The following is a 26,054-nucleotide window of genomic DNA, read 5'->3' as shown; positions in this document are numbered from 1 at the left end:
CCTATGTTTCTCTCAACAGCTCAATTCTTGACCTTTTACTTGATATTGAATTGTTTAAATTTCGATTAATAGCATTGTAATGCTCGATTTCATCTCTAATTCTATCTAACATATTTTGAATATCTTTATTGCCAACCTTCATGTATACGTTCTCTATATCATCTCTTTTCTCCATAAACTTATCAGCATGTTTGCCTTTCCAAACGCTGCCGGTAAGTTGCGGCTTATGAATATATCTTTTATTATCGAAATAGTCCTCCTGCTTATTTGATATATTCTTATACGCACGCTCCAATCGTTCTACCTTTTCATTATTCTGACGTATTTGACCGTTTATCGATGAGATTTCATCATAAATTAAGTTAATACTATGACTATTATCTTGCATTTTCTCACCTCGCCATTATTTGATTACGCAGTCTCTCGATATACCATTTATTGTCATATTTTATAATAATAAAAAACATAAAATTATGATACTAAAGTGTCACAATAACGAAATAATCGGGACTTTTTTACTAGTTAACTATCAAAGTAAATCTATAATAATCTTTGTTAATAACAATATGTATTAATAATTACGTTTTGTATTAAAGGCGATCTGTTGCCTTTCGTGCGTTCCATTAAAATTTATATATCCATAAGTTCCTACCACAAACAGTTATTGCAAGCAACACACAATTGGATAACACACATAAGATCCAGGAAATAAGACGTGTGGACAAGAACAACAAATAAGCCAACGTAAAAAATCACCCTCCTCATTTAGTTAGGAGGGTGATTTTCAAATAAAGGATTTGTAAAGATTTTATACGATTTTCTTATTAAGATCGGTTTTTTCTGAAAGTTTCGCGGCAGTTGCTTTAAACCCGAATTTCTTAGTGGTCAATAATCCGATTAAACAAATTACAGCAGCACCGGCAAGCCAAGCCCAAGTATGTACACCAAACCCTTGCTCACTGGCTAAGCCAATTTTAGAGAATACGATATAGAAAGAAATGACACAAAAGATCATTCCCCAGGCAGCTTCCTGGCGATATCTCCATGGCTCCAGATTTACAAGATTGCGACTAGGGAGAACATACGCCTCTTCCCTTGGTTTAATTTTCCCAATTACCAACATGAGCAGACAACTGATGACAAACAGGATAGCCAATTGATATAAGAAACTCATCTCCGGTTTAATAACCAATTGAAGGATCGCATACGTTGCAATAAAGAAGGTGATTGAAATCTTCGCTGCAATGGCTGGAACCCTCTTTGTTACATATCCGATAAAAATAATAGTGAAGATCGGTACATTGAAAAAGCCGTTAATGACTTGTAAATATTGAAATAATCCGCTTGGTGCATACATAATTAATGGTGCGATAAACATGGAAATCAAAGCAATGAAAACACCGAACCATTTGCCTTTCCTAACAATTTCATCGTCAGATTTATTCTTTCCTAAGGTTGGTGCATATACATTGATAGCAAAAAGGGTAGAAGCACTGTTTAAGATTCCATTAAATACACTTAATACAGATCCAAACATCGCAGCGGCAAACAAGCCGATCAACGGTTTTGGCATGACTTCTGTCACCAAAGCTGAATACATGGTATCTGGGTTAGCCCCTGTATTACCAATAATTTGAAAAGCCATGATTCCTGGAATAATTACGATAATCGGTGTAAAGATTTTCAATAAACCGACAAACATAATTCCCTTTTGCCCCTCTTTTAAACTCTTGGCAGCCAAGGCACGCTGAACAATCGATTGGTCCGTTCCCCAATAGTAGAAGTTCACCAGCAGAAGGCCAGTTAAAGCAGCTCCAAATGGGACGACATCCTGATTGGTACCGATTGCATTAAACTTTTCAGGTGTAGCCGCAACAAACTCAGAGAATCCTTGAGACATGCTGCCATCTCCTAAAGTAAGCAAACCAAAGATTGGAACTAATAAACCGCCTATGGCCAATGCAATTCCATTAAATGTATCTGAAATCGCAACCGCTTTCAATCCGCCCAGAATGGCATAGAAGAAACCGATGATCCCGATTAACCAGACCATAATCCAGATTCCTGCCCCGTAGCTGATATGAAATGTACTTTCAACATCGAACATTTGGCTTAATGCAATAGCCCCGGAATATAGGGTTGTCGGCAGCATATTTAACACATAACCCAATAAAAACAAAATAGATACTAAGGACTTAACCTGACTGTCATATCTGTCTTCTAAAAATTCCGGAATGGTTGTAATTCCTTGTTTTAAATAGCGCGGCAGCAGATAAATAGCTACTAGCGCCAAGACGAATCCAGATGTCACTTCATAAGCCATGTTGCTCATATTCCCTGCAAAAGATTGACCGCTCATGCCCACGAACTGGGTGGCATTTAAGTTTGTCAGTAGTAAGGACATTCCAATAACGCCCCAAGTCAAACTTCTGCCACCTAAGAAATAACTATCCTTAGATATGTCAGTTCCAACTTTTTCTTTCTTAAGTTTAGAAAATGTATAGTAGGCAACTACACCTGTAAAAAGAATAAATGATAGAATGATATACCACTGCACGTAAAATCCCCCTGCTGTTCAAGATAAAAACGCTTTCAGGGGTATCATAATAAATTTTAGTAAATTAATCAATTTATTTTACTAAATATTTTTCAAATAAATAACCTATCTCAAACAGAAATCCGAAAGAACATGACGATCACCCTACTTATTTAAAGAAAAATTGTCTTTCATTCTGCGGCTTTCAGACTTATTTCCTTTCCCATTCTTATACAGTAAAACGAATATATTCTTAAAGAAATTTACTAAAAAATATAGTATACTGAAAGCGCTGTATTAAACGGATATATAATTATACAAAATGTGACGTTCATTTTTAAACTAGATGTAAGGAGAGGAGGATGCGGTTCATTGGCAACGATTAAAGATATCGCAAATAAGGCAGGAGTTTCAATTGCAACGGTTTCAAGGGTTCTGAATTACGATGACTCTTTATCCGTCAGTAACGAAACAAAAAAACGCATTTTTGAAATAGCAGAAGAATTAGATTATCAAAAAAAGCCTAAGCGCAAAGCACTCACGTATAAAGTAGGAATCGTCAATTGGTATACCGAAAAAGAAGAGCTGGACGATCTGTATTATATGGCTATCAGACTGGGCGTAGAAAAGCGGTTGGAGTACCATAACATTCAATCGACTAACTTCCCCGTCGATTCTTTACGTTCCCTTCAAAACGAAGGAATCCAGGGGATTATTGCTATCGGGAAATTTAGTGAAAACCAGGCAGAGGAACTAAAGAATGTCACACAAAGGATCGTATTTGTAGATAGTTCACCCAATGACAGCCAATTTGATTCTGTGATCGTTGATTTCGAAAGTGCCACACAAAACGTCCTACACTATTTCCTAGAACAAGGACACACTAAAATTGGTTATTTAGGCGGACGAGAAATTTATAAAGATCAAACATCCGAGATTGATGATCTCAGAAGAGTTAGTTTCGAACAATTTTTAACAAAAAAAGGCCTTTACCAAGACGCTTATGTCTATGAAGGCAAGTTTTCTGTGGATGATGGGTATCATCTGATGAAACAAGCAATCAAAGATCATAAGGATGATCTCCCCACTGCTTTTTTTGCCGGAAATGATTCGATCGCTGTTGGCGCATTACGGGCACTTCAAGAAACAGGCATTCAAGTTCCTAATCAGGTTAGCATTATCGGAGTAAATGATATTAGCATTTCTAAATACATGTCCCCTCCCTTAAGCACAGTTAAGGTATATACCGAATTAATGGGTGAAACTGCCGTTGATTTGCTGCTTGAGCAGTTTACTGGGAGACATATCGCAAAAAAAGTTACCCTTGCCACACAACTAAAAATACGCAAAAGCTCTAAATAAAGCGCACATTTTTTGTGCGCTTTTTTATATAATAAAAAGCCTTAGTAAAAATTTTAGTAAAATTGTTGACGGACTTTACCAATTTTCTATACAATGATATTGGATACGCTTTCAAAAAAAAGGAAACATCTTCGTATAAGACCCAAATATGGGAACTTAATTGCTACAAAATGCCTTATTTAAATGACAAAGGGAAGTGACCTTAATGGATCATCAACAACTATTATCCACATTTCAACGTGTTTTCTTAGGAAGCATACATGATAAAATCCGTACTTTTTTCTCACCCGGACGGGTTAACTTGATTGGTGAGCACACGGATTATAACGGCGGGTATGTATTCCCGGCAGCCATTACCTATGGTACATACGGTTTGGCACGAATTCGTAAAGACCGAAAAATCCGGGTATACTCACTGAATTTCAAAGAGGTCGGAATAATCGAGTTTTCTTTAGATGAACTGAATTACGACCCATCCCATCTATGGGCCAACTATCCTAAAGGAGTCATCCGCTACATAATCGATCACGGACACGAAATACCAAATGGCCTTGATATTCTCATATATGGAGACATTCCGAATGGCGCGGGTCTTTCTTCTTCTGCCTCGCTCGAAATCCTGATTGGCGTAATGCTGAATGAGGTCTTTCAAATAGGAATTGAACGCGTACAGTTGGTGAAGATTGGACAGAAAGTAGAAAACGATTTCATCGGAGTAAACTCCGGTATAATGGATCAGTTTGCAATTGGGATGGGGAAAGCAAAATCTGCTATTTTACTGGACTGCCAGACTCTTCGCTATGAATATGCCCCTTTTGATATCGCTGATCATCAAATTGTTATTATGAATACAAATAAACGTAGAGAACTCGCTGATTCAAAATATAATGAACGACGAAGTGAATGTGAAACAGCGCTGGAAAGACTGCAAAAAGTAACTGACATATCTTCGCTTGGAGAAATGTCTGTTGATCTTTTCATTCAGCATAAAGATCATATTGGCGATCCCATTATTGAAAAACGGGCACGTCATGCGGTTTATGAAAATGAACGTACAAAAAATGCCTTTCAAGCTTTACAGTCTGGCGATTTAACCCAGTTTGGCCTCTATATGAACGAATCCCATATCTCTCTTCGGGACGATTACGAAGTGACCGGACCAGAATTGGACGCATTAGTGGAAGCAGCTTGGCAACAGAATGGGACAGTTGGTGCCAGAATGACTGGTGCGGGATTTGGCGGCTGTGCGATTGCACTGGTTAAATCAGATTATATCGAACGTTTCATTCGGGAAGTCGGGGCTGCTTATAAGCAAGCCATCGGATATGAAGCAGATTTTTACGTTGCCAGTATTGGAGATGGAACAAAGGAAATTATAGAGGAGGCAATTGTATGAGCATTGTAGTTCTTGGAGGAGCCGGCTATATTGGTTCACATGCTGTATATCAGTTAATGGACGAAGGCTACGACACAGTAGTGGTCGATAATCTGCAAACGGGCCATAAGGATGCTATTCATCCTAAGGCGAGATTTTATCAAGGAGATATCCGTGAAAAGGACTTTTTAAGGGATGTGTTTACGAAAGAAAAAGTGGACGCTGTCCTTCACTTCGCAGCTTATTCACTGGTCGGTGAATCAATGGAAAAACCACTTGAGTATTTCCGTAATAATGTATATGGAACGCAAGTGTTGCTTGAAGTGATGAATGAGTTCAATGTTAAACATATCGTCTTCTCCTCTACTGCTGCTACATATGGAGAGCAAGATCGGATGCCGATTACGGAAGAAATGCCGACGAACCCAACAAATGCCTATGGCGAAACAAAACTAACAATGGAAAAACTGATGAAGTGGTGTGACAAGGCATATGACATGAAATATGTGTCGCTGCGTTATTTTAACGTTGCCGGAGCGCGCTCTACAGGGGAAATTGGTGAAGACCATCATCCGGAAACACATTTAATACCAGTTGTATTACAAGTTGCATTAGGACAGCGAGATTCCATTTCCATTTTCGGAGAAGATTATCCTACGGAGGATGGAACTTGCATCCGTGATTATATACATGTGGAGGACTTAATTGATGCTCATATTTTAGCCTTGAAGTATCTACAAAACGGCGGGGAAAGTACTATTTTCAACCTTGGCAGCAATACAGGCTTTTCAGTCAAAGAGATTGTGGAAGCAGCCAGAACGGTCACGGGCCACGAGCTTCCTGCCAAAATAGCACCGAAGAGAGCCGGCGACCCAAGCATGCTGATTGCCTCTTCCGAGAAAGCCGGGCGCATTTTGGGCTGGAAACCAAAACGGACATCCATTCAAACTATTATTGAGGATGCATGGCAGTGGCATCAGACGCATCCAGCCGGATACGAAGATAAATAAAGAGCTAAATAAATTAAAGGGGGATATATCATGGAGATCTATATAGCAGTTCAGCAACTTTTGAATCAAGCGAAAAGGTGTCAAATGCTTGATTCTGTAGATGAAATATACGCCAGAAATCAGATATTGTCACTGCTTCATTTAGATGGCTATTATCAACACCCAACAGAGAATGAACTGCCTATCCCAGATTTATTGGACCTTTTAGCTGATTATGCCGTTAAAACTGGCGTAATTGATAGTTTAATGGCTGAAAAGGATATTTTAAAGGCAAAGCTTATGAATGTGTTTATTCCAAAGCCATCCGAATTAAACCATATCTTTTATCAAAAATACAAAGAGCATCCAAATCAGGCAACCAATCATTTTTATGAGCTTAGCAAGAATAGCAACTATATCCAGACCAAACAAATTGAAAAGAATATCAGCTATACCGTCGAGACGGATTATGGGGAGCTTGACATTACCATCAATTTATCAAAACCTGAAAAAGATCCTAAACAAATTGCATTGGAACGCGAAATGAAGCCAGTATCCTCTAACTACCCAACATGTTTACTTTGTATCGAGAATGAAGGATATGCAGGCCGAGTGAATCACCCTGCTCGTTCTAATCACCGAATGATTCGTATTCCACTCGGGAATGAAGCCTGGTATTTACAATACTCTCCTTACCTATACTATAACGAGCATTGCATTCTGTTATCTGGCGAACATCGTGATATGAAAATTAATTTTCAAACTTTCACCAACCTGCTGACATTTGTTCAAAAATTCCCGCATTATTTCATGGGTTCAAATGCAGACATACCTATTGTAGGCGGGTCGATTTTAACACATGACCATTATCAAGGTGGACGATATGAGTTTGCGATGGCCCGAGCGGAAGAAGAAATACCGTTCTCCATAAAAGGCTTCCCTTCTATATCTGCACAAATCGTGAAATGGCCAATGTCCGTGATTCGTATAAAAGGAGTCCGTCTGAAGGAAGTTGCGGGTGCAGCTGATCGGATACTCAATAAATGGATTCACTATAGCGATCCTTCAGTTGATCTTGCAGCCTATTCCGGAGATACCCGCCACAACACGATTACACCGATTGCCAGAATGCGGAATGGCCAGTTTGAACTTGATCTCGTTCTTCGCAATAATCGAACAAGTGCTGAACATCCGTCAGGCATCTTTCATCCTCACCAGGATGTTCATCATATCAAAAAAGAGAACATTGGTTTAATTGAAGTCATGGGGCTTGCTGTACTGCCGGCTCGTTTGCAAAAAGAACTCCTCGAAGTTGAGAAGTATCTGCTCAATCAGCCTAATGAGATAGCAGACTATCACCAAGCTTGGGCTGAAGAATTAAAACTGGCGAATGGTGAAGTGATAACACCTGAGTCTATAAAGACAATCATCTCTCAAGCAGTTGGCTTTAAATTCCTGAGATGTTTAGAGGACGCTGGTGTATTTAAACGGACCCCTGAAGGAAAACAGGCATTTCAACGATTTATTGATGTGCTTTAATGATTCAACTTCTTTTCAAGAGACAAAAAAGAAGGCAATTAGGTGCCTTCTTTTCTTATTCATATGCATACTGATTCTCCTGCGCCATATAGAAGATTGGTCTATGGTTCTTTAAAAAGGATTTGTTGCAATAAAGCTTGCTGTTTTCACATAAACACGTGGATTCAGCTTTAATTGATCAACTATAAATTCTGCAAGATCCTCAGGCTGAATAAATTTTGAATCATTGTTTTCTTTAATTAAATCCAGGTCCATAGCCAAATCTGTTGCTACTGTGCTAGGTGTCAAAGCCGATACACGGATATTGTTGCGGCGAACTTCCTGCGCTAGAGATTCCGTAAAGCCAATGACAGCGAATTTTGATGCACTGTAAGCGCTAGATGTAGCTGCTCCGTTTAATCCGCTAGTTGAAGACACATTGATAATATCTCCGCCATTTTTTTCGATTAATTGAGGAAGCACAGCTCGTGTAACATAATAAGTTCCCATTAGGTTGATATCAATGATTCGTTTCCATTCTTCCGGGTCCATATCTGAAACCGTCCCAAATGCAGCAATCCCTGCATTATTAATAAGAATATCAGCTGATCCCAACTCATTGGTTAGCCCTTCAATCGCAGCTTCCACTTGATCTTTGGATGAAATATCAGCAGTTGCATAAGCTGCTTTAACACCGAAGCTTTCTATTTCGGCAGCTACCTTTTTAAGAGTATCCTCTGTTCTCGCAAGCAATCCAATGTTTACTCCTTCTTTTGCCAGTGCTATCGCTGTTGCTCTTCCGATTCCTCTGGCTCCACCGGTTATAAACGCTACTTTCCCTTTTAGTGTCTGTGCCATTATAAGAAGCTCCTTTCCAAATCATTTATGAAATACTCCTTAAGTATAATATCTAGGTAGAAATATGACTAAAGGTATGCACCCGTGCTTACTAGTTTATACAGTACTAATTTCCCTCTATATACTTAATATAAGTTTCGCATGTCCCAAAAATCAAAAAGCTTAAACTCCTTTTATTCACCTCTATAGGCAATTTCACATAAATTGAAGGGATGCCGTTTAACTTGATTGAAAATTTTCTGAAAGATAACAATCATAAACTTGAACCACATATAACATTAAAACAATAGTTGGAAAGGAATAATGATATGAATTTACTATCTTTTCAAGGCATTGTGACTGAGATGAATGGATTTATGACAGGGCAAAACGGCGAAACAGAGGGCTGTTTTAAACAAATGACGGTTGAAGATCGGCAAGGTAGGATAGTCAATTTCGTCGTTTCACCTACCACTTACTTTGTAGATCAGGCAATCGTGAACATCGGAGATAGAGTTACTGGTTATTATGATGGAGATGCACCAGTACCTTTAATTTACCCTCCACAATATCGGGCATTAATCATTGTAAAAGAACGTAACGATCAAAACGTCAAGGTAGACTATTTTAACAACCAATTGGTTAGCCGGGACGGCCAATTACAAATAAATCTTTCATCATACACTCCTATCATTCTAAGAAATGGTCAACCCTTTTCAAACTATATCGGGAATCGAAACCTCATTGTGATCTATGGACCAACTACTAAAAGCATCCCTGCTCAAACCACACCTTATAGGATTATTGTTTGGTGCTAAGCAGAGCAATATAGATAGACTCCCCCCTTTTCTCTTTTTTAATAAGATGTGATAGTATCACAACAAATCCATATAGCAGGGTTACTTAGATCAGCTTTTCATTTGAATACCACCTATTAAAAAAGATGACCATTAACTAAAATGGGGCATCTTTTTATCCTTCCTATATGGTTTAGCTGGATTATGAGATATTTCGGATTAAACATCCTGTAATTAATTCCTTCACTGTTCATTTTTCTTAGAAAGGCTTCCGCTCAATAGTTGATAAACGACATCTTCTTTACTGATTTGTTGTGATTGAGTTACTTCGCTTCCCAATTGGAGTTGCGCTTCTTCTAACGTTCCTACAAATTGGAGTTGCCCTTTTTGAAGTATCCCAATTCGATTGCAAAGATGGATAATTTCATGAATGTCATGCGTTATATATAGAATCGTTTTACCCTGCTCAGCCATACTTTTCATATATTTATTAATATCCATTTTAGATTGAAGATCAATTCCGACTGTCGGTTCATCCATTAATAGAATAGGTGGATCATGTATCAAAGCAATCGCAATATTAAGTTTCCGCTTCATGCCTCCCGATAAATCAGATACTTTTTCATTCCACTTATCTCCTAATGACACGGCCTCGCATAGTGCCAATAATCTATCTTCCGTTGGTTTTACATTAGCAAATTTACTCCAATAATAGAAGTTTTCTTTAACCGTGAAGTCCTCCCACAATGCTATTTCCTGTGGGACATACCCAATCATTTGCCGAATTTTTTTCTTCCCATCCTTTATATCGATTCCATTGATTGTGACACTTCCGGCAGAAGGCTTTAAAACTGTAGCCAATATGGATATTAAAGTAGATTTACCTGCCCCATTTTCACCTAATAAGCCAAATATCTCGCCCTCCCGAACATCCAGGGAAACACGATCCAACCTTTTCACCGATCCATACTTCTTTTCAATGTTGTTGATACTAATCATCATACTCGTAACCTCCATACACTCCATCCCCCAAAAAGAAGCGAGCTGCCCAGTGTTATCAAAGGCAATTTCCATCCTTCACCCGACCTTTTTTCCTCCAACAATTGATAGGGGAGCCAACTTGACAAAACCTCAAGTGAGGAGGAAAATTCAGAAACCGAGAAAAAGCCCCCTCCCACTATGGTCAGAATAAATGTCACTAATAACCCTGCTACATAGTAAGCTCCAAGATGCTGAAAAAAGCTAGCCAACCATATACTTAAGGAAAGAGAAACTATAACAAAGGCGAACATCCCCGCAAGCAGGTTACTTTCTCTCTCTATCCATCCAAAATGAGACAGGATTAAAAAGCTCAGGACTGCCTGTCCACAATAAAAAAGGAGGAAGGCTCCTGCTGTTTGCCACAGATAGGACGACAGCCCCTTATAGGTTGTCCTGATACGGGAAAATAAGATAGGACGTTCCTTAACTACCCAAATAGATGTTATAAAGCATGAACTCATTGTGAAAAAGCTCCAAATACCTAAATAAGGTACAAATAACGAGGTCCCTTCTGTTTTCGTTTCTTGCTTCAGTGGGAGCTTATCTTCCGTATAATTTATAGTCATAAGAGGCTCAGGCTCCCATTGCATTAGGGTATAATCGTAAGCATCCTGCCAATCAAACTCACTGCTTATATGGTTCCTTTTATATAATTGCTGAACCTTATTAGATGCTTTGATAGCACTAGTAATTTTAGTTACCTCACTTGCCACCACTTCCTGAATGACTCCGGATAATACGGAATTAGGTGATATCCATAACTCAATCATCTCTTCTCTGCTTTCTTTTAAAAGCTGTTCCTTAAAACCAGGCTTAATTACAAAAACACTATCTACTTCATTGCGCTCCAGAAGTTCATTTCCTTCTTCAGAAGAAACTTCATAAATCAGTAGCATCTCTTGATTATTCAATACCCTAATTATTTCCTTGGAAAAATCACTCTCATCAAGATCTACGATTCCTATGGGAATTACTAACTCCTTCTGCTGTTTTTCTAGAAAACCTCCTAGAATTAGAGTGGCTGCAAGCGGAATTAAAAGTATTAGGAGAAAGTTGGGCCTCAGAAGCCTTTTACATCTACCCATCATAATATGCATCTCTTACACCTTCCTCCTATCCCACTGTAAAATTACACCTACAGTCAAAAGACAACCGATTGCAAAAAGAAACAAATAAAATCCAAGCTGTGCGGACGAGTAAATACTCCAATCAAGATGAAGTGAGAATATCCATTTCAATATCCAGCCATTTAAAGAAAAAGCATTGAGCTTTTCCAGCCAATCTGGATAATAAACAGTCGGGATAAAATGCTCACCAATTATTCCACTTACGATAATGACGAGGAGACTGACAGTTGAGTAAAGCTTTTCACTTTCAAATAAAGCTTCAATGAGCATAAATAAACTCAGAAAGACAAGCGTGATTAGCATGGTTTCCCCATTTAGAACCATTAATTGGTGAAAGTTGGCCACACCTTGCCAAATAAACAAAGGAACCGCTACCATGAGTGCACTGCCGATGACAAGGGTAAATACAATCAGCATACGAGCAAATACAGTATGTACTTTTAAAAAACCCATAGCAGCCAGCCTAAGGCGGATAGCCTTTTTCATATTAGTTTTAAACAGAAGAATGCCCATATAGCTCCATATCATGATTAGAAGAACATAAAACGACAAAGCATAATAAATGAGAATGCTTTGTTGAAATAAGTTCTGTTTCTCAACCGTTTCAAATGTTTCCCCTCTCCCCAGGATATGCAAAGCAAAGGAAAGTACATTTTGTTTAAATTCAGCCCTTTTTTCCTCTTTAGAAAAATCAGCTATCTCCATGAAATAATCCACCGTATTAATCCCGCTTTGAGCCGCAGATGTAAAGTCAGCAGCACTCTCCAATACATACAGGATGAGCTGTGATTGCAGCGGTCGTTTAGCGTTGCCAATCACTTTCACCGGCGTATTGATTCCTTTGGCTACATCTCTGCTGAAGCCCTGCGGAATATGAATGATTGCAGCAATCTTATTATCCTGTAGATAAGAGATTGCTGCTTTTTGGTCTGTTTCTACTGTGGAGAATATCTTTAAGTGAGAGCTTTCTGTCAACTGGCGAATGACAAGCTGTGTTTCAAAAGTTTGATCTTCGTTTACGATTGCTACTTTAAACTGCTCGGTTCGAGATTCTTCTTTAAATTGCTGCATCCCGATAATAGCCGCACCAACTAAAAAGAAAATAGGCGTCAGCCATAAAACTATGGCTGACATCCTATTATTTCTTAACATCTTCAAATAAATGGATGTGAAAATGAGCGTATTTTTCATATGAATTACCTTTTAACTATCAATGCTTTTGAAAGCATTATTCAAAATAGTCAGATTCGGATGTGTCATCAGTTTCGTAATAATCATCCTCATAATAGTAATCTTCTTCAGGGAATAGCCCATACTTAGTCCCAAGTTCATAAATACCCATACTTGCTTCTTCAACTATCGTACCCATTTCTTCATCAGATACTTCGACCACATTAACTCCATTATTAGAATCTGCCGTTAAATCCGGGAATTTCAGATCATCTTTTAAAGTTGTCTTAGAATCAAGATTAAGCGTCAATGAGATAGGGTCATAATCATCTTCTATGTCCAGCTTAAATGTCAGCTTTTCCTTGCTATAATCTTTCTTCAGATTCACATCACTAACCTGTTTAATTTCCCCTTTCAAGCCATTCAGTTCGTAATAACTTGGAGAACTGGATTCCAGTCCAAATTTACGGTTGATTTCCTGTTTACCATCTTTTCCTTTAAAATCACTGTTCATTTTGAACGTAAATTCTTCAGGTTCCCCGTATTCCTCAAGCACTACTTTCACCTGCATATCTTCGGTACGATTTTCCTTTTGTTCTTGAACGTCATTCGTGTATAGCAGGCTCAGTTTATTTCCTCCCTCCTCTTCCGGAGAGACCTCTAGTTTCCATTCATTCCATTCCTTATCATCTTCATAAGGAACATTTTTGCTCGTGAAAACTGCATTTGCTTGTTCTCCATCGACAGAGACTGCAAATTTCATATCTCGATCTATGATTTGTTCGCTCTTATCTAGTAATAAGGTTGATGTAAATCCATCAGGAAAATCAACAAATTTTAAGTCTTCTTTCATGTCTTTGAGGGAATTAACCATTTCTTCCTTCATTTCTTTTTTATCAAGCTGTTCTGCTTCCTCTGCCACAGCAGCTGCATCCGCTATTATTTCAACTCGTTCAATAATAATATTATGAAGCTTATCATCCTTGATCAGTTGATCCATAAAGCTATTTAAAACTGCCTTTACTTCCTTCTCTGTAAGGGTTAGTTTGACAGACCTCAGCTTCATTTCTTCGCCTTTATATTCATAATTAACATTCTTCTTTAATTTGAAATTCTCGTCTTTAAGTGAATCCAGTAAAAATTCCGCATAACGTTCTGTTAAATACTCATTTTCTTCTTCTGATAATTTTAGATCTTCAATTTTTAAGTTTGATAGTTCTAATTTTTCTGGTCCGTCATAATAAGGATCTTCTCTTCTCATCAATTCACCGAATTGATCAAGGTTGAAATATAGATATTTATCATATAGAACAGGGACTTTAATCCCTAGTTGATTCTCTGATTGAAACAACTCAGCATCCATTGCTTTTTCGTTCTCGACATTTAATGCAAGTGCATAATGTGCTGTTGTTTAGCAGGATTTTGCTTTATTTTTGCTTCAATAGAGCTGGAGTCTAATAATTCTTGAAACATATCATAATCTGGATTGCCTTCAGCAGTTGCTTGACTGAAGCCGCCACTTATCTTCCACTCTGATTGAGATGGATTATCTAATGTTTGTTCTTGGAATTCAATTGCATCACCATATTTAACATCGAACCCTGTCATACTTTGTTGAATCGCATTATATTCAGAAAGGAAATATAGTTCCTTTGGAGACTTATTCAATAGTATGGCTGCGGTAACTCCTCCTCCTATCAATAGTAAAATACAGATAATAAAAATAGGTTTTTTTATAAATGCGAATATCTTTTCTTTTCTTGATTCTGTTTGTGAAGATCGTTGCTGAGGTTGCGGATGAGATTGGGACTCTAATGCTGCACTGGATTGTTGTTCGGTAACATTTCCTTGATCGGTCGGTGCACCACATGATTTACAAAATTTCGCACTCTCATCCAAAGGTGCATTACAAGATTTACAATGTTTCATTTCTTCATACTCTCCCCTTTACTAATCTATTACTTTATTCCTAAACTTATATTATACAATAATTAACATAATTTCCTATAATTATAAATAAAGATGTAAAAAGTACTAGTACCCTATTCATAATTTTTTACATTTAGGAGAGGGTGACTGTTCTCTTAGAAACTAGTCATTAAGTTCTATAATGGTATCTTTCCCCAGAATTATGTACGTTTTTTCCCTCTGATTTTAATTTTAACAAGGACCTCTTTTTTGTTCAATAATTCAAAAAATTTAACGTTTTTCACAAAAACCTCTTACACCACTAGATGTTTCCCGCACAATACATACAAGTATACTAATATATCAACGAATCTACTGGAATGCTCTGTACTCACATTGATTCTCTCTTACTTTGTGAAAAAAGGCTTGCCTACTATAAACAATGCTAAAAACCTACATTTCGAGGGATGTAGGTTTTTCTGTATATGCCTTTTCTCAATATAGATCCAATCTACTTGTAATCATTTATCGGTCCTTTATCTCTTATAATTTGCTATAAACAAATTGTTTTAGAACGCTATCATTCCAACTAATCGACCAATGCCATACCCAATTAACACTAATGAAAATCCACCAAAAATATAGATACTGGCTCTAATGAACTCATCATGTTCATTAATCTTTTTAATGATTCTTCGCAAAATTTACCTCCTTTTTTTACCATATTTGTATTATACCAGAATTATGAATAGCTAATTACCAAATAACTACTTCTGTTTGGATGTTCTTCTTCCGCTAACCTACCTAATAAGATGCCAATCTCTATTTAACATCTATTTTTCAGGCATACCAATTGACCCTCTAGATTCATTTATGGGGTTATATGGATAAACAGATTTCCTAAGATTAATCCAAGAAATCCCCTTTTTCAACAAAGTATAAAGCCATAAATGCAACTTCATAATATTATAAATTTGAAAACTCAGATAATTTAATATATCATTTCTCTATTAGACTAAAATGTACATATTAATTTACTGTTCACCTAAGGGAGGGCTTATAACAGCATGACTGTATTGACAGAGCTTAGAGACACCGAAACGATCACTGCGAAAAATTATGTTAATGAAGTATTTGAAACAGTCAAAAAGCGAAATCCTAATGAAAGGGAATTTCATCAGGTTGTTAAAGAAATCTTTGATTCACTCGTCCCTATACTAGCTAGACATCCAGAATACATGGAACAAAGTATCCTTGAAAGAATTGTAGAGCCAGAAAGACTGATTACCTTTCGAGTTCCGTGGGTTGATGACCAAGGTAAGGTGCAGATAAATCGTGGATACCGTGTACAGTATAACAGCGCCATTGGACCCTATAAAGGAGGCTTAAGATTCCACCCCACTGTTAATGCAAGTATTATTAAATTTCTCGGCTTTGAGCAGATTTTTAAAAACGCTCTTACCGGTCAGCCGATTGGAGGAGGCAAAGGTGGAGCCGACTTCGATCCTAAAGGGAAATCTGATGGAGAAATCATGAGATTTACTCAAAGCTTTATGACGGAATTGAGCAGACATATCGGACCGGATATAGATGTACCAGCTGGAGATATTGGCGTTGGGGCCAGAGAAATTGGATTTCTGTTCGGTCAGTACAAGAGAATACGCGGTGGCTATGAGGCGGGTATCCTGACAGGAAAAGGACTTGGATACGGAGGAAGCTTAACTCGAACCGAAGCTACTGGATATGGTACTGTTTACTTTGTACAAGAAATGCTTAAAGAACAAGGCCTTAGCTTTAAAGGAAGTACAGTTGTGGTATCCGGTTCAGGTAATGTTGCCATCTATGCAATCGAAAAAGCTGCACAACTAGGTGCAAAAGTTGTCGCCTGCAGTGATTCTGACGGCTATATTTTTGATCCAAACGGTATTAACCTAGAAACCGTAAAACGTCTAAAGGAAGTTGAAAGAAAAAGAATATCGGCCTATATAGAAGAACATCCACATGCACAATATACGGAAGGATGCTCAGGTATTTGGTCCATCTCATGTGACATTGCCTTGCCATGTGCCACACAAAATGAAATTAACAAAAAATCAGCGGAAATGCTGGTTGCAAATGGATTAAAAGCCATCGGGGAAGGCGCTAATATGCCATCTACCTCTGAAGCTATTGAAGTGTTTTTGAATAACCATATCCTCTTTGGTCCAGCAAAAGCTGCCAATGCAGGTGGTGTAGCAGTTTCTGCCTTAGAAATGGCACAAAACAGCGCTCGATTATCCTGGACATTTGAAGAAGTCGATGCAAAATTGCAGGATATTATGACTAACATTTATAAAGGCAGCGTCAATGCTGCTGAGGACTTTGGTAACCCAGGCAATCTGGTTGTTGGCGCAAATATTGCAGGCTTTAAAAAAGTAGCCGATGCCATGATTGCACAGGGAGTTATCTAACATATCTTTTAATCATATATCATGAGGGCTTTTAACCTAATTGTGTCTTTATCTGATATGGCTTTGAGTAGTTTGAACAAAGATATAACAAAATTCAATACCTATTAAGTTAGACATATACAAAAAGGATGTCTCTTAAAGCCAGACATCCTTTTTGCTTGATTTAAATTTTGTAAGACAATGTGTGATCCATATCTTTCAATGGTATCACTTTAACAATCCGGTACTAAAGTTGCTAAATTCCTTTATGCAAAAATCCTTCTATTTATATACTCAAGAAGTTAGTAGATGATCCTTTTGATCAAGGAAATAGGCTATCAGCTTCTTACATTGAGGAATAGAAAATCCCAAAATTGGACCCAACCCAAACGCAATGAGCACAGTTCCAACACCAACAGGACCTCCTAACATCCAACCAACGAGAAAAACGATTACTTCAATTCCATTTCTGACCAATGGGATACTCCAGCCCATTTTTTCAACAATTAAAAACATAAAGCTATCTCTAGGTCCTGCTCCAAGATCAGCAGAAACATACAATCCAATACCATATCCCATTAAACCAACACCTATGATAAAGGCAATTGTTGCTCCTATCAAATTATCAATACTAGGTATCATCCAATTAAAAAGATCAATAAATAATCCAAGCAACATCATATTCAGGAATGACCCTATTTGTGGCCATGCTTTATTGAAAGCTGAACTGATGAACAAAAGCAATAATCCACTTATAATCGACCAAGTCCCAATAGTAAATCCGAATTTAGTAAATAGTCCATAATGAAATACATCCCACGGTCCAATCCCTAAAAACTTTCCTTTGATTGTTAGCGATATACCAAATGCTAATACCATTAATCCCAAAATAAAAAAAGCCCAGCGTAACATCCATTTCCTTTTCATAACTGTCCCTCTAACGTATATTTTATTTTTCTACTATATCATTAAATTAGGACAGAAATTGTAATCTATATTTTCTGAAAAAAACTAGGGGCGATCCAAAAACAAATTACCTTTTTGTAACTCTTCTTAATTCCTTAACTGCCATATGCAAAACAATTTTTATACTAAAGTAAGACAATGGTCTTTTACTATAATTACGCTTCTTTTCATCTATGTTCAACATGGAAAGCATATTAAGATAAAACAGCTTACTTATGGTACGGTTCCCCACGATTAATCCGAAAAGCCCTATAAATCTGCTCCACCAGGATCAATCTCATCAATTGATGGGGAAAAGTCATTTTTGAGAAGGACAAGGTATCATTGGCACGTTTCATCACATCAGCACTTAAGCCAAGCGATCCCCCAATAACAAAGGCTACCTTACTTTTTCCGTAGGTGGCGAGTTTGTCTATCGTATCTGCGAGTTCCTCCGATGATTTCATTTTTCCCTCTATAGCGAGAGCAATGACATGGGTATCATCAGAAATTTTTGCAAGGATTCGTTCTCCTTCTTTTCCTTTGACCTGCAGCATCTCCATCTCACTTAATGTTTCAGGTGCTTTCTCATCAGGAATTTCAATAACATCTATTTTGGCATAGGCCGATAATCTTTTTACATATTCTTCGATTCCCTGTTTTAAATATTTCTCCTTCAATTTACCTACAGTTATAATTGAGATATTCACATGTTACCCTCACTTTACAAACAATTTATCCACAGGAGTTATCCACATATGCACAACCTGTATCCACATATTGTGCCCGAATATTAGTTCGCCACAATATATATAGCTGGTTGTCCACAGTATTCACAGGTGAATTCCTTAGAATTGTTAGTAACTTCTTTATTTTCTACCTCTGAAATCTCATTTATAAAAGGAGGGACTTCAGCCTCATCCACAATTGTATCCAGTCCAATTTCTACGTGTTCTTTACAGCAATAAATTTTCATATCTATTCTCCATTTCTATTGTTGTCTTTGATAAATTCCTAAAACAGTACAGAAGATCATATTTAAAGCAGGGAATTATAGAATCCCCTGCTTCCACACCTTACTATATCACATTTGGGCTTCAATCAATGTCATTTCGGTTGTCGCTTTTTTCCCATTCCTAAAGTACGTAACTTTCATTTTATCACCAATCTGCTTGTTCACATACAAGTGTTTACGAAGTTCAGGAACATTAGCGATTTTCTTGCCATCCAGCTCTACAATGACATCATATTCCTTTAGACCAGCTTTAGCAGCTGGAGAACCTGTTTCAACACTTGTAATGACCACGCCTTCTGTAACATCAGCAGGCAATTTCAGCGTCTCTTGCCGCTGATAGTTAGTTACTTCATTTAAAGAGCGAAGGCTCGTTCCCATATAAGCACGTTTCACTTTCCCATGCGTCTCTAAATCCTCAATGATTGGTATGGCATAATTGATTGGAATGGATAAACCAATTCCCTCAACAGAAGACTCTGCGATTTTCATCGAGTTTATCCCAATTACCTGGCCGCTTATATTAACCAACGCTCCCCCGCTGTTTCCTGGGTTAATGGCAGCATCTGTTTGGAGTACCTCCGCATTCCAGTCCTCCACGCCATCCGAGTTCACATCAATCGGGATCGTCCTGTTCAAACCTGAGATAATTCCTTGAGTCACGGAACCGGAGAAATTTAACCCCAATGGATTCCCGATTGCAATGACGGGTTCTCCAACCTTTAATTTATCAGAATCTCCAAAGTCAGCAACTGTATCAATACCTTTATCAGCGATTTGGATGACAGCTAAATCTGTCCATATATCGCTGCCTAGGGATGTTGCTTGTGTTTTTGTTCCATCAGCGAGTGTTACTTCTAAAGAAGATGCACCCTCTACCACGTGATTATTCGTTACAATAAACGCTTTTCCATTTTCCTTTTTATAAATGACTCCTGAGCCTGTGCCTGCTTCCTGGGTTTCATTAAAAAAATTAGAGCCTTGGATATTCGTAATTCCTATTACTGCATCTCCCGTTTTTTCAACAGCCTTGGTCACATCAGTCGTTACATCCATAGATACATTTTGGGTCATTTTCGAGGATTCATTCCTATTATTTGTATGGGTATTCTGATTAAAACCATTATTATTCATGTTACCCGTTATTAAAAGGACCAATAATGCACCAATAATAGAACCAATTAAACCGGAAAGAAAATAACCCGCTTTACTGCCTTCCCGCTTATTCTGCCGTTGTTCTGACTGATTATCATCTTGATCATAATAGCCCAATATCCAACATTCCCTTCACTAATTACTTATATACCTATCTAGTATTTGTCGTTTTCCATTTTATAAACACAAACGGAAACGAAAGGAACACTCTTGTCACAGCGTTTAAAGAAATGATTTCAATCTTATGGATATTCTCCAACCTTTACCAATAGTATATATAATACCAAAAAAAATAACAGAGGAAACACCCTCTGTTAAACATGTATTAATTCGGTTGGCTCACTTGGATCTGTATCATACAGGCTAAATTGTTCACCCACTTTGATCCCTTTTGTTTCTAGTGTTTGGCTGACTGACATACGCGCCAGATCCTTCATATTATTGTCTTTACTTAAATGGGCAAGATAAAAACTCCTCGTCCGGTCACCAGCCACTTCACTCATGGCAATGGCCGCATCTTCATTGCAAACATGCCCTACATCACTTAGAATACGCCGTTTCACGCTCCAGGGATATCTCCCCATACGAAGCATACTTACATCATGATTGCTTTCAAAAATATATATATCCGCATTTTTAATAATGCCTTTCATTCGATCACTAACATATCCTGTATCTGTAATAGTCACCAGCTTTTTTCCATCCTGATGAAACACATAAAACATGGGCTCTGCAGCATCGTGCGAAACACCAAAAGACTCTACATCAAGATTGCCAAATGATTTAACGGTTTCCATACCAAATTCAAATTTTAAATCTGTAGGAATTTCTCCAATTAACCCATCCATCGCTCTCCATGTATTGGCATTTGCATAAATAGGCAACTGATATTTACGAGCCAGGATCCCGAGTCCTTTAATATGATCACTGTGCTCATGTGTTACAAAAATCCCTGATAAATCTTCAGGTTTTTTATTAATTTTATTTAATAGCTCGGTCATTTTTTTGCCGCTTAAACCAGCGTCCACTAGGAAGGAATGTTCTCCTGACTCTACATAGAGTGAATTTCCTGTGCTTCCACTGGCCAGAACGCTAAATTTCATCGACATTCTCCATCACTCCGTTACATTACCTTCTTCCGTATTCAGCACTTGTCCTTCTATGCCCTTAACGAAATAATCCTCTTGTTTGTTTACTGTAAAATGCCATGTTGGCACTAGGACCAACACTTTTGATTCAGATACCTCTATTAAGGTATAAAAACCAAGTTCTCCCTTTGAAACTTCACTGCCTTGTGATAAATATCCACCATTCAATAAACTTTCCACGGCTTGAATAGGAGGATTAATTTCTTGATTTTCATTAAATTCCTCAATATCGTCAAGAAGGGTTTGAACATAAGAAACCACTTCATTCTTGTCATTCATCATAAAAACTAAGGCTCCGTTTTTATTATTGAAAAGCAAACGGCCCTTATAGGTTTGGTAATAGGTTATTTTGCCATCCTCTTTACGCCAAAATTTATACTCACTGCCTGAATATATATTTTTATCAATGAAACTTTCAAGCTCAAAATATTTCCCTTCACCGGAACCAATTGGGATTGGTTTATTAAGCGTCGATCGAATCGTTCTTTTATTATCAATGATAACGGTTTGATCTTTAAGAACATCTAGTTCCTCTTTACTGAATTCTTTAGGCTTGGCACTGATCGTCTTTTCCCTAAGTCTTTCCTGAGTACCCACATGATAAGTGATTCCCTCAGCCTTTAGCCTTTCTTCGATGGTTGATTCCTTATTGATTTCAAGTTTTGCTGCCCTAAAATCGAGGAATTGATATAAGAGGAATACATCCAGGATAAGAAACACAACAATAAATAAACTTTTTGTATTATTCCAATCCATCCATAATTCCTCCTATATCCTCTTCGGATATCTCCATCCAATTCCCATCATAACGATAGTACCAGACAGGTTTTAATTCTAAAAGAGTCGTGCCTGAGTTATCATACTGAATCATTCTATATCCAACAGTCATATCCGTAAGCTTATCTGCATCATATTGTTTACTCTTTTCAGCCTTAAAGGCCTTTAAAGCTTCATCTGCAGAAGGAAGTGTAACCTCTTTTTGATCCAATGGATCATCAGCTAGATTAACATAAGACCTTTCATATTTCTTAACATTTTGAGTCCCATATTCCACATTGATTTCAGTCATTCCCTCTTCATTAAATACCGGAATACCATTCATATATAATTGAAAAGAGACTTCACGAGTATTCTCATCCATTGACGCATAACGATGGCGTAGATCCCAACCTGCATGGTTATTGATAAATTCAATACTCCTTTGCAAGATATGAGTCTCCATCGCTGTCTCTTCTTTTGCTCCGACAACAAGGTTTTTATATTCAATCATTGACGTTTTTGAGTTCTTTTTCAATATACTCAATCCATCCGTATAGATATCGCCTTCTTGTTTAACACTGCTTGGTCTGATAAACAGTGCTTCTTTAAAGCTGTTCACATCGGCAGTTTTAATCAGAAAATCATACCCATTTACCTTTATTTGCCCAGCAGGAACAAGGAAGAAGTTAGTTTCTGAAAGTTTCACCTTTTTATATGGCTGCAACATATCCACTCTGGCAAACTCTTTTTTAAAGATTTCAACCAAACTTCTGTCAACTGATGCTTCTAGTACTGTTTTCTTTTTATTGGAAACAAAGTAAATAGAATCACCATCAGTATGAATAAGGATACGGTCAAAACTGACATCCGGCACCTCATCGTCTTCTATTTTTATATGGTTTTTATAAAAAGACAGAGGGACGATATCATTAAAAATTAATTCAATGATACCATCCTTCTCGCTAAACTTCTGGATATCTGAGGCATTTTTATACTTTATTGATTGATCATGAAAGTTAAATAAATTCCACTTTTTTAAGGAACTTGTTGCAAGTGCAATCATATCCTCAGAGTTAGAGCCATAGTATAAACCGTCTTTATGATAAATCATTTTTGTAGGCTTTACGACTTCATCTGGTTCAAGATTACTAAAGATTTTTTCCTGTACATAATTATTTTTTTCCACAACATCATAGCTTGGCTGGTAAAACCAATAGGACCACGTCAGTAAACCGCTTATCAAAATGAGGGAAACCAATAAGATATTTTTTAATCCTTCCCAGCTCATTCCCAATCATCCTCTTGTAATGTTTCATATGGGAGGGTAAAGAATATGGTTGTCCCTTTCCCTTCCTCACTGGAGGCCCAAATATGCCCTTTATGTGCTTCAATCATTTCTTTTGCAATAGCAAGGCCTAAGCCTGTTCCGCCCATTTTTCTTGATCTTGCTTTATCTACGCGATAGAATCTTTCAAAAATCTTTGCAACATTCTCTTTCGGTATTCCCATTCCTTCATCTCTAACACTGATCTCAACAAATTGGCCGATTACTTGCAGCTTAAAAGTAATCTGGCCACCCTCAGGTGAATATTTCAATGCATTAGAGATGATATTATCTAGCACCTGAGTGATTTTATCTTCATCTATTTCAACGCCTATTGGCTCAGATGGAATTAAACGATTAAAGGTTACATTTCTTGATTTGGACATCTCAAACCGGTCAATAATTCTGTGGAAATAGCGGCCAAAGTCAACCCAAGTTGTGGATAGATTATAATCTGTATTATCCAGCTTTGAAAGCTGCAAGAGATCATTGACCAATCTAATCATACGCTCTGTTTCAGTCTGAGCTATATTCAGAAAACGTGGAGCCAGCTCTTTATCATCTATAGCGCCATCTGCCAAAGCCTCCAAATAACTTCTCATCGTCGTCAGCGGCGTTCTCAATTCGTGTGAAACGTTCGCCACAAATTCTCTTCTTTCCTCATCTATCTTTTCCTGCTCCGTGATATCATGAAGAACGACAATTAATCCATTAATAAATCCTGTCTCTCTTTGAATAACTGAGAAGTTCGCTCTTAAATAAAGTAATTTCTTTTCATTACTGTAGTTAAGGATAATGGACTCTTTCTCGCTCAGTAATTGCTCAAAGGTATATGTGTCCTCTAACCCTAAAACCTCTGTGATTGGCTTTGATAAAGATGTTTCACGTGAAACCTTCAACATAGACAATGCCGTATCATTAATCAAGATAACCCGGCCTCTGCGATCCGTTGTAAGTACGCCATCTGTCATATTAGTCAACACAGAAGACAGCTTCCTTTTCTCTGCGTCGGTTGTCGCCTGTGCATCCTGAAGCTTTTTCGTCAAATTATTAAATGTAATCGCCAATTGACCAATTTCATCATATCCATATATCTTAACTTTTCTAGAAAAGTTACCACGTGACATAGCTAATGCCTGCTTACGCATATCGGATATTGGCCTTGTTATTGTCTGTGCCAGTAATATTCCCAAAAAGGCAGTCACCACAAGAGATATAATGGTTCCCTTCGCCATTATGGTGTTAATTTGTTTTAATTGAGCATAGACATTTTCTATTTTCGTGTTCAGGTATAAATTACCAATAATTTGCCCGTCACTTACGATAGGTTCAGACCAAATAAGGATCCTTTTTCCTGTCTGTGGGTCAAATCTGATTTCCTTTTGGGGAGTTCCCTGATTAAATGCACTAATGACTAATTTTTCAGTCGAACGGCTCCCGATTATATTCTGCTTTTCCGGATCAGACGTTCCGATGATTTTTGAGTCCTGATCCATTACCCGTATCTCCGTAATATCGCCGGATGAATATCCCTCTAACGTTGTCTTAATATCTTCTATTAAGGTAGGGTCTTCTACTTTACGAGTTTCAGTTATTTCTTTCTCCAAGCTATAGGATAGTATGGTTACCCGTTCCTGGATGGAACTCTTAAAATTATCCAATAGCTGCTGTTCGAGCCCCTGTGCAAAATAAACCCCAATAATTTGCATCGCAACTAATATAAGTAGCACATAAATTAGCACAAACTTAAAATAAATCGATTTGAAGAAACCTACTTTTCTCATAACTTTTACTCCTGTTCAGGATGACGGAGGTAGTATCCAACTCCTCTTCTAGTAACAATCCATGCAGGATGACTTGGATTATCTTCTATTTTCTCGCGTAGGCGTCTAACCGTTACATCGACTGTTCTTACATCCCCATAGTAATCATATCCCCATACTGTCTGCAGAAGGTGCTCCCTTGTCATTACCTGGCCAATATGTTTAGCCAGATAAAAGAGTAACTCAAATTCCCTGTGAGTTAATTCTATGGTTTCTCCCCTTTTGGATACCATATAGGAATCAGGGTGTATAACCAGATGGCCAATCGTAATTTCATTTGTTTCCGTGTTATCTTCCTGCTGATTTGCAGCATGCTTCTGCCGGCGTAAATTTGCTTTAACACGCGCAATTAATTCACGGGTACTGAAAGGCTTTGTCACATAGTCGTCTGCACCTAACTCAAGACCCAACACTTTATCTATTTCAGAATCTTTTGCCGTCAACATAATAATTGGCATGTCATATTTTTTGCGCACTTCTCTGCAAACTTCCATTCCGTCCTGTTGAGGAAGCATGATATCTAATAAAATCAAATCTGGCTGCAGCTCTTCTACCAGTCTAATGGCATCATTACCATCATAGGCACAATGCACCTCAAACCCCTCTTTTTTTAAATTAAACTGTAATATATCTGCAATGGGTTTTTCATCGTCTACAACTAATATCTTTTTATCCATAGTCTGTTTCTCCCTTTTCATAATAAAATATATATATGAACGTCATCAGAATGTCACTTTGTTGTTAGACTCTCTTAAACCTACTTTACCATTTCTATTAAAACAGGTCATCTTTTAAAAAT

Annotated in this window: 24 protein-coding genes; 6 read left to right on the top strand and 18 right to left on the bottom strand. The window is 37.6% G+C overall.

All coding sequences use genetic code 11. The features are described from left to right. Nucleotide 1: 1 nt before the first annotated feature. Nucleotides 2–388, bottom strand: a complete 387-nt coding sequence (locus tag AC4G3L_RS12140; RefSeq protein ID WP_491077248.1) for a YwqH-like family protein — start codon at nucleotides 386–388, stop codon at nucleotides 2–4. Between the two features lie 420 nt (nucleotides 389–808). Then, entirely contained in the window at nucleotides 809–2,557 is a 1,749-nt protein-coding gene (locus tag AC4G3L_RS12135) for a solute:sodium symporter family transporter (protein ID WP_491077247.1), read from the bottom strand. Between the two features lie 351 nt (nucleotides 2,558–2,908). On the opposite strand from AC4G3L_RS12135, the gene AC4G3L_RS12130 reads away from it, so the two are divergent. The 4 genes from AC4G3L_RS12130 (at nucleotide 2,909) to galT (ending at nucleotide 7,801) form a co-directional block, all read left to right on the top strand. Continuing rightward, on the top strand, nucleotides 2,909–3,898 hold the full coding sequence (locus AC4G3L_RS12130) for a LacI family DNA-binding transcriptional regulator (protein WP_491077246.1): 990 nt from the start codon (nucleotides 2,909–2,911) through the stop codon (nucleotides 3,896–3,898). A gap of 205 nt (nucleotides 3,899–4,103) precedes the next feature. After that, on the top strand, nucleotides 4,104–5,294 hold the full coding sequence (locus AC4G3L_RS12125; protein ID WP_491077245.1) for a galactokinase: 1,191 nt from the start codon (nucleotides 4,104–4,106) through the stop codon (nucleotides 5,292–5,294). Further along, nucleotides 5,291–6,283 (top strand): UDP-glucose 4-epimerase GalE, encoded by a 993-nt coding sequence (gene galE, locus AC4G3L_RS12120; RefSeq protein ID WP_491077244.1) that lies wholly within the window; start codon nucleotides 5,291–5,293, stop codon nucleotides 6,281–6,283. The genes AC4G3L_RS12125 and galE overlap by 4 nt, the downstream gene beginning before the upstream one ends. Before the next feature lie 30 nt (nucleotides 6,284–6,313). Continuing rightward, entirely contained in the window at nucleotides 6,314–7,801 is a 1,488-nt protein-coding gene (gene galT, locus AC4G3L_RS12115; RefSeq protein WP_491077243.1) for a UDP-glucose--hexose-1-phosphate uridylyltransferase, read from the top strand. A gap of 111 nt (nucleotides 7,802–7,912) precedes the next feature. Here the strand turns inward: galT and AC4G3L_RS12110 are convergent, their stop codons facing one another. Then, nucleotides 7,913–8,638 carry a 3-ketoacyl-ACP reductase gene (locus AC4G3L_RS12110; RefSeq protein WP_491077242.1) on the bottom strand — a complete coding sequence of 242 codons (726 nt, stop codon included), beginning with the start codon at nucleotides 8,636–8,638 and terminating at the stop codon, nucleotides 7,913–7,915. A 308-nt stretch (nucleotides 8,639–8,946) separates the two neighbouring features. Here AC4G3L_RS12110 and AC4G3L_RS12105 point away from each other — a divergent pair, with 308 nt between their 5' ends. Further along, complete coding sequence (locus tag AC4G3L_RS12105) at nucleotides 8,947–9,435, top strand: hypothetical protein (protein WP_491077241.1); 489 nt, start codon at nucleotides 8,947–8,949, stop codon at nucleotides 9,433–9,435. Nucleotides 9,436–9,657: 222 nt separating this feature from the next. Here AC4G3L_RS12105 and AC4G3L_RS12100 read toward each other — a convergent pair whose 3' ends face one another. From AC4G3L_RS12100 to AC4G3L_RS12075, 6 genes are all read right to left on the bottom strand, one after another. Further along, on the bottom strand, nucleotides 9,658–10,416 hold the full coding sequence (locus AC4G3L_RS12100) for an ABC transporter ATP-binding protein (RefSeq protein ID WP_491077240.1): 759 nt from the start codon (nucleotides 10,414–10,416) through the stop codon (nucleotides 9,658–9,660). Next, nucleotides 10,413–11,540, bottom strand: coding sequence for an ABC transporter permease (locus AC4G3L_RS12095; protein ID WP_491077717.1), 1,128 nt, complete (start codon nucleotides 11,538–11,540; stop codon nucleotides 10,413–10,415). The genes AC4G3L_RS12100 and AC4G3L_RS12095 overlap by 4 nt, the downstream gene beginning before the upstream one ends. A 15-nt stretch (nucleotides 11,541–11,555) precedes the next feature. Beyond that, entirely contained in the window at nucleotides 11,556–12,716 is a 1,161-nt protein-coding gene (locus AC4G3L_RS12090) for an ABC transporter permease (RefSeq protein ID WP_491077239.1), read from the bottom strand. A 94-nt stretch (nucleotides 12,717–12,810) separates the two neighbouring features. Continuing rightward, nucleotides 12,811–14,115: a hypothetical protein gene (locus tag AC4G3L_RS12085; RefSeq protein WP_491077238.1), complete on the bottom strand. Its 1,305-nt coding sequence runs from the start codon at nucleotides 14,113–14,115 to the stop codon at nucleotides 12,811–12,813. 20 nt (nucleotides 14,116–14,135) lie between these two features. Further along, nucleotides 14,136–14,681 carry a zinc-ribbon domain-containing protein gene (locus AC4G3L_RS12080; RefSeq protein WP_491077237.1) on the bottom strand — a complete coding sequence of 182 codons (546 nt, stop codon included), beginning with the start codon at nucleotides 14,679–14,681 and terminating at the stop codon, nucleotides 14,136–14,138. 548 nt (nucleotides 14,682–15,229) lie between these two features. Next, complete coding sequence (locus AC4G3L_RS12075; protein ID WP_491077236.1) at nucleotides 15,230–15,361, bottom strand: hypothetical protein; 132 nt, start codon at nucleotides 15,359–15,361, stop codon at nucleotides 15,230–15,232. Nucleotides 15,362–15,727: 366 nt separating this feature from the next. Here AC4G3L_RS12075 and gdhA point away from each other — a divergent pair, with 366 nt between their 5' ends. Then, a complete protein-coding gene (gene gdhA, locus AC4G3L_RS12070; RefSeq protein ID WP_491077235.1) occupies nucleotides 15,728–17,110 on the top strand; it encodes an NADP-specific glutamate dehydrogenase in 1,383 nt (460 codons plus the stop codon). Nucleotides 17,111–17,383: 273 nt separating this feature from the next. On the opposite strand, the gene AC4G3L_RS12065 is transcribed toward gdhA, so the two are convergent. The 9 genes from AC4G3L_RS12065 to yycF form a co-directional block, all read right to left on the bottom strand. After that, nucleotides 17,384–18,016 (bottom strand): YczE/YyaS/YitT family protein, encoded by a 633-nt coding sequence (locus AC4G3L_RS12065; protein WP_491077234.1) that lies wholly within the window; start codon nucleotides 18,014–18,016, stop codon nucleotides 17,384–17,386. 248 nt (nucleotides 18,017–18,264) lie between these two features. After that, nucleotides 18,265–18,744: a 23S rRNA (pseudouridine(1915)-N(3))-methyltransferase RlmH gene (gene rlmH, locus AC4G3L_RS12060; protein WP_491077233.1), complete on the bottom strand. Its 480-nt coding sequence runs from the start codon at nucleotides 18,742–18,744 to the stop codon at nucleotides 18,265–18,267. An 83-nt stretch (nucleotides 18,745–18,827) separates the two neighbouring features. Further along, on the bottom strand, nucleotides 18,828–19,010 hold the full coding sequence (locus AC4G3L_RS12055) for a CxxH/CxxC protein (RefSeq protein ID WP_491077232.1): 183 nt from the start codon (nucleotides 19,008–19,010) through the stop codon (nucleotides 18,828–18,830). 108 nt (nucleotides 19,011–19,118) lie between these two features. Further along, complete coding sequence (locus AC4G3L_RS12050) at nucleotides 19,119–20,318, bottom strand: S1C family serine protease (RefSeq protein ID WP_491077231.1); 1,200 nt, start codon at nucleotides 20,316–20,318, stop codon at nucleotides 19,119–19,121. Nucleotides 20,319–20,515: 197 nt separating this feature from the next. Continuing rightward, nucleotides 20,516–21,310 carry an MBL fold metallo-hydrolase gene (locus AC4G3L_RS12045; RefSeq protein WP_491077230.1) on the bottom strand — a complete coding sequence of 265 codons (795 nt, stop codon included), beginning with the start codon at nucleotides 21,308–21,310 and terminating at the stop codon, nucleotides 20,516–20,518. Between the two features lie 6 nt (nucleotides 21,311–21,316). Continuing rightward, entirely contained in the window at nucleotides 21,317–22,105 is a 789-nt protein-coding gene (locus AC4G3L_RS12040; protein WP_491077229.1) for a two-component system regulatory protein YycI, read from the bottom strand. Further along, nucleotides 22,092–23,396, bottom strand: a complete 1,305-nt coding sequence (locus tag AC4G3L_RS12035) for a YycH family regulatory protein (RefSeq protein ID WP_491077228.1) — start codon at nucleotides 23,394–23,396, stop codon at nucleotides 22,092–22,094. Before AC4G3L_RS12035 ends, AC4G3L_RS12040 begins: the two co-directional genes overlap by 14 nt. After that, nucleotides 23,393–25,216, bottom strand: coding sequence for a cell wall metabolism sensor histidine kinase WalK (walK, locus tag AC4G3L_RS12030; RefSeq protein WP_491077227.1), 1,824 nt, complete (start codon nucleotides 25,214–25,216; stop codon nucleotides 23,393–23,395). Before walK ends, AC4G3L_RS12035 begins: the two co-directional genes overlap by 4 nt. Before the next feature lie 5 nt (nucleotides 25,217–25,221). Then, nucleotides 25,222–25,932: a response regulator YycF gene (yycF, locus tag AC4G3L_RS12025; RefSeq protein WP_491077226.1), complete on the bottom strand. Its 711-nt coding sequence runs from the start codon at nucleotides 25,930–25,932 to the stop codon at nucleotides 25,222–25,224. Between the last annotated feature and the right edge of the window lie 122 nt (nucleotides 25,933–26,054).

It is taken from the genome of Bacillus sp. z33 (genome assembly GCF_058313615.1).
This window is presented reverse-complemented; position numbering and strand designations above follow the sequence as displayed.